Here is a 4,766-nt window from a genome sequence, read left to right as displayed (position 1 = left end):
TATAATTTTCAAGGATATGGGAATACAGCAGCAGGTAAATTAGGAGGTATTAATGGAAAATCGTGTAAAATCAACAGAAATCAAGTTATTACCGTTGGCATTCTCTGATAGGGAGCAGTTTATTATTGATAATCAACGGGCATTTAATTATGGTGCTATGGAAGAGTTTGGGACTCGTGACCAGACCTTTGAGGAGGAAGGAGAAATTATATCCCGTGAAACCATTGAGGATTCACTGAATAGGGGAATTGCATATCGGATAATGTATTCAGGAGAAACAGTTGGTGGTGCGGTCATTTCCCTGGATAAAAATAAAGGGGAGCTGGAGCTTTTGTTCATTGCACCGGAAGTACACAGCAAGGGTATAGGTTGTGCTGCCTGGTTCGCTATAGAAAAATTACATCCGGATATTACCATATGGGAAACATGTACTCCCTATTTCGAAACAAGGAATATTCATTTTTATGTAAATTGTTGTGGCTTTAAAATCGTTGAATTTTTTAGCAAATACCATAAGGATCCTAAGGGGCGTCATGAGTTTTCTGCGGATGACTCTATGGATGCCATGTTTCTGTTCGAAAAGCTTTTATGATGTTTTATGTGGATATGGATGGTTATTTGTTAACCTGTGAAGCAGGATATGGGAGAAAACAGAAAAATCCCTTATGAGCTTTCCGCAGGGAAGGAATTTTCACTTATGCTGTCGAAAGGGTACCATATATTATTTTATGATATTGTTTTTGAAAAAAGTGGATTCTGATTTTGTTGTGCAGAAAAATCGAAACATCTGTATATCATGCAGTCTGTGCCCTTGCTTCTCTTGAAATAAGGCCATCACTTTTTTCAGCAGCTTTCACTGCGGAGGTGTAACGATGGGGAAAAAATGGGATTGTGAAACTGTCCAGCACAATGGCTTCAAGGATCTGGGAAATTATGTCATCGAATTGCCTGACTTTACTGATCCGGCTTCGGGGGAAAAAGGACTTGCTTCTCTTAATGATTTTGCTGATCATGGTAAGTTGTCGACTTTCGGGTGCACTGCCATGGCAAAAAGGAACAGTAAAGGGGAAGTTATCCTCGGACGCAATATGGACCTGGATATTTCCCAGTCTCCAGCCTATGTGTTCAAAACTACATATGGTAAGTACAGTAATTTTAATGTATCCTATATACCGGATTTTTATCTGACTTACGAAGAAGTAAAGAAATTGGACGAGATTGATCCGATCGTAAGGGATATGATGCAATTCCTGGTTTGTGACAGTATTAATGAAAAGGGCCTGTATATTGAAGGGAACATGAGGGAAAGAAATGATAAACTGACTTGCTATGGTCTGCATTCTTCCCGTGGAGAGAAAAATCGTGATGATGGTACTCCATGGAGTGAACTGCGCGCCACCACAACGGCAGTTATTCCGCTGGTTTCACAGAATTGCGCCACAGTACAGGAAGCAATCTGTTTTTTGGAAAACAGCTATGATTGGTACTCTGCTGCACCGGAATCCAATAGCGATTTTGTCCTCAATAATGCGAATATATGCTTCATGATCGGTGATGCTACCGGTGAATATGGACTTATAGAAATCGCACAGGATGAAGTCAGCTATATTCCATATCAGTTTGGACAGGCAAACTATTTCATAACACCAAAATGGAATGCCCTCGACTCATTTGCTGTAGGGCACGGGAGACTGGCAATGGTTTCCAAGGTAATCGGCCCTGTAGATACCCTGGAAGAAGCTATGGACGCCATGAAACCAATCATGTGGAGAAATGAAACCCTGTGGATTGGTGAATCCCATAGATTCACGGATGGTTCCCATCTGCACCGGTACAATCAGATTGCCTTTGAAGACGATGAAGGCACCCCTCAGATGGATTGGAGAGGTGATTATATCTTCTATTGGCCAGTGCTGGATGATGGCCGTATGCTCATTGATGCAGCTATGTATGAGGAAGCCAAGAGGTCTACCTATGATCCGAAAATCAAGGAATACTTTGATGATGCCGTTGCTGCAGGCCAGCTAGTAATTGATGATGGCTCCATCAAGTTCAGCGTCAACGACGAGCAGCTGACTTTGACAGAGCTTTCTTCAAAATATAACGAATATAAGGTAATCACCGATTTGGAAAAGAGGAAGGTCCTGCAACCATATCATGATGAGTATTATCGTCTTTTGACCAATGAGAACCGGTCCTGGGCCCATGACGATGACAATTTTGAAGCGATAAAAGCAGTAGCCTATGCCAGATTGCATGTCCGTTATGATATGGAAGGAAAGTTTGATCCATCCTGCATGAGTAAATATGAAAAGCTGCTTGCTTTCTATGGCTATGGAGTAGATAAGGATGAAGCGCCTCTTAGGGATGACGGCCAAATCTGGACTACCAGCGTGAATGTTGGGGTAAATTGTGCCCAAAAGGAAATGAAGATTCGTTTCTGGGAAAATGATGACATTATCTATCATGTAAAGCTTTGATTAAACTTAGCCATGATGAAGTTCAGAATTTCTCCTCATGCGTAAAATATTTTGAGAACAAAACTGTATACGCAGGTGATCCATATCACAAAAAAGTTCGTTCAAAGATTGTTAAAGTATTGTTATGGCCAATGTGAAAAGAAATTTTAAGATGTTCCGGTTATTTATTAGGGCTGCTATGCTGATAGCAGCCCTTTTTGCTGTCATAATTTCCCTTGGAGGATAGGGGGGAATCATATATGGAGACCTTAGTACAATTCCCTTTATGGGTGTTTTTATTTTTCTGAAATCAGCTGATATGATACTGAAGATATGATATAATGAAACACATAGTGTAGAATATGATAAATCTCTTTTGAAGGGGAATTATGATCACGCATTATTTATAAGAGGGAGGATAATGGGATGAATTTTATGAACAATGTTAAGGTGGCTTATAAGTTGCTTATTCTGGCTGTTATTTCAGCTATTGGAATGGCTATTATAAGCTTTTTTGGGTTCTCGGCTTTGGAAAAAGCACAGAATGACATGACACATCTGTATAATGTTAATGTCACAGGGCTCGTGCATTTGGGGAATGCTCGTCAGGGGATGCGTTCCGCTCAGACTATGACTGTAATTATGACTACAGTTAATAATGATCCGGCTCGCATGAAGGACCTTCAGGGAAAATATGATGCTGCTATTAAGACCACAGACGAAAATCTTGAGGCGTTTAATAAGGTCTCAAGCGGTGTGGGAGATACTGCTGAAAAGTATGCAAAAACTGCTCAGGATTGGACAAAGCTTAAGTCTGGACTGGATGCTTCTGTAAAGGAATCACAGAACGGCAATCAGGCAGCAGGTCAGGAAATATATAATCAGAATTCCCAGGTAGCTGCAGCTGTGGCTGCAGATTTGGCACAGCTTGCCGATGAGGCTGCAAAGGCCGCTGAGGAGATAAATAGACTCAATGATGAGGAAAGTGATGCTGCTCAGCGTAATATGATTATACTCAGCATAGTTACTTTGGTAATCCTGGTTGTAGTTGTTATGTGGATTACCAGGGAAATTACTTCCCCGCTTAACAAGATGATGGGGATTTGCCGTAAGCTGCGGGATGGTGATTTCCGTACTGATAACAATGGTGTTGATCGTGGTGACGAGTTCGGTGATATGGAAAGGGCTATTGATGATGTTTCTGTTACCCTCAATAAGTTGATGCGCCAAATTGGCCATTCCGCCGAGCAGCTTGCCGCAAGCTCGGAGGAGTTGACAGCTTCTGCCGGTCAGTCGGCCCAGGCCTCCGACCAGGTGGCCCAGAATGTTACTACATCTGCCAGTGCGGTTATTGAGCAGCAGCAGTTGTTGCAAGATATGAAGACCTCCGTAGATAAATCAAGCGATGCTGTCCGGAATCTTGGCAATGTTGCCGGGGCAGTTACTAACGAGGCCAAGTCTGCCAATAATCAGGCAGAGGATGGTACCAGGGCTATTGAATTTGCTGTTCAGCAGATACTGTCTGCTGAGGCTATTGTCAAAGAGTCCGCCGATACTGTTAATAAGCTGGGGCAGAGTTCCCAGGAAATTGGCCAGATTGTGGAGACCATTTCCGGTATTGCGGGACAAACTAATCTGCTGGCCCTTAATGCTGCTATTGAGGCAGCCCGCGCCGGCGAGCAGGGTCGGGGATTTGCCGTTGTAGCAGAAGAAGTAAGAAAGCTGGCTGAGGAGTCCCAGAATGCTGCTCAGCAGATTACCGCTCTTATTAAGGGGATACAGGATAATACAGACATAGCAGTTTCTTCCATGGAAAAAGGCAGCAATGCTGTTCGTGAAGGCAGTGCTTCCGTTGAAAAGCTCCGCGAAACCTTCCAGGCTATAAATGTAGCCTCCAATGGTGTGGTACAGCGTGCTCAGAACATGATTGAAGAACTTCATGCTGTATCTGATGATACACAAAATATCAATGAGAAATCTGTCCGTATTGCCAGTAAGGGCGATGAGGTGTCTCAGGAAATGGAAAGCGTTTCTGCTGCTTCTGAGGAGCAGAGTGCTTCGGCTACAGAGATTGCTGATGCCAGTCAGTCCCTGGCTAATTTAGCTCAGGAGCTGCAGACATCACTGCAGAAATTCAGATTTTAAAATGATCTTACAATAAAATCGTTATAACGCCATTGTTCAAATTTTTCTTCCCCAAGAAGAAAAATCTTCCAATTAGCGTTTCAACGAGCTGGGAGATATGCTCGCCAGCTGTTGTAGTTTGTTTTCCCCCACCTAAAGAGGAAGGGGACATCTTAAAGCTCG

At 42.8% G+C, this 4,766-nt stretch carries 3 protein-coding genes; all 3 read left to right on the top strand.

Annotated features, from left to right (window positions below; genetic code table 11):
• Positions 1-52: 52 nt before the first annotated feature.
• The 3 genes from K6C05_RS01660 to K6C05_RS01650 all read left to right on the top strand — a co-directional run bounded on the left by K6C05_RS01660 (position 53) and on the right by K6C05_RS01650 (position 4,604).
• Positions 53-592, top strand: coding sequence for a GNAT family N-acetyltransferase (locus K6C05_RS01660; RefSeq protein ID WP_296730616.1), 540 nt, complete (start codon positions 53-55; stop codon positions 590-592).
• Between the two features lie 280 nt (positions 593-872).
• On the top strand, positions 873-2,480 hold the full coding sequence (locus tag K6C05_RS01655) for a linear amide C-N hydrolase (RefSeq protein WP_296730615.1): 1,608 nt from the start codon (positions 873-875) through the stop codon (positions 2,478-2,480).
• A 405-nt stretch (positions 2,481-2,885) separates the two neighbouring features.
• Positions 2,886-4,604 (top strand): HAMP domain-containing methyl-accepting chemotaxis protein, encoded by a 1,719-nt coding sequence (locus tag K6C05_RS01650; RefSeq protein ID WP_296730613.1) that lies wholly within the window; start codon positions 2,886-2,888, stop codon positions 4,602-4,604.
• Positions 4,605-4,766: the final 162 nt, after the last annotated feature.

The organism is Anaerovibrio sp. (assembly GCF_024697385.1).
In the GTDB taxonomy this organism is placed as follows: Bacteria; Bacillota; Negativicutes; order Selenomonadales; family Selenomonadaceae; genus Anaerovibrio.
This window is presented reverse-complemented; position numbering and strand designations above follow the sequence as displayed.

Excerpts from the sequence above, each read along its gene's own strand:
- K6C05_RS01650 (WP_296730613.1), top strand. The coding sequence starts at position 2,886 with ATGAATTTTATGAACAATGTTAAGGTGGCTTATAAGTTGCTTATTCTG.
- K6C05_RS01655 (WP_296730615.1), top strand. The coding sequence starts at position 873 with ATGGGGAAAAAATGGGATTGTGAAACTGTCCAGCACAATGGCTTCAAG.
- K6C05_RS01660 (WP_296730616.1), top strand. The coding sequence starts at position 53 with ATGGAAAATCGTGTAAAATCAACAGAAATCAAGTTATTACCGTTGGCA.